Source organism: Halomicrobium sp. IBSBa (genome assembly GCF_017612575.1).
Lineage (GTDB): Archaea > Halobacteriota > Halobacteria > Halobacteriales > Haloarculaceae > Halomicrobium.
The window spans coordinates 1-477 of record NZ_JADPQC010000027.1; the positions used below are offsets into that span (position 1 = coordinate 1).

The 477-nt window shown below is 69.4% G+C and carries 1 protein-coding gene; it reads right to left on the minus strand.

Going from position 1 to position 477, the window contains the following annotated elements:
* Positions 1–477 (minus strand): NAD-dependent epimerase/dehydratase family protein (locus IL252_RS17285; protein WP_208629053.1); only part of this gene is annotated, 477 nt, incomplete at both ends.

A 477-nucleotide genomic window follows, 5' to 3' on the forward strand; every position in this document is an offset into this window, starting at 1 on the left:
GTCGATAAGCGTCGCTTCCGTGTCTCGGTCCGGGCCGAACTCCCGGCCGGTTCGGTCGTTCTCCCGATGCTCGGCGACGGTCACGGCCAGCGCCGTCTCGTGGGGCGTCGACGACCAGCCCAGGTCGCGGAGCTTCGCCGTCGACAGCAGATGCGGCGAGTCGCGGTAGAGGGGGAAGTCGTCGGGGTCCAGTCCCGCCGCCGCGAGCTCACGCTCGCCGACGCCGATGGTCTCGACGGACGTGTCATGTACTCCGGCGAGCAGGTCAACCCACTCCCGGAGCGTCGGCGCGTGCTCGTCGCCGACGTTGTAGGCTTCGCCGGCCGTCCCTCGCTCCGCGACGAGGCGAAGCGCGCTCGCCACGTCCTCGACGTAGGCCATCTGCCACAGACTGAGGCCGTCGCTAGGTACCACAATTCGGTCGTACTCGGCCACGCGGTCCACCCAGTAGGCGAACCGCTCGGTGTAGTCGTAGGG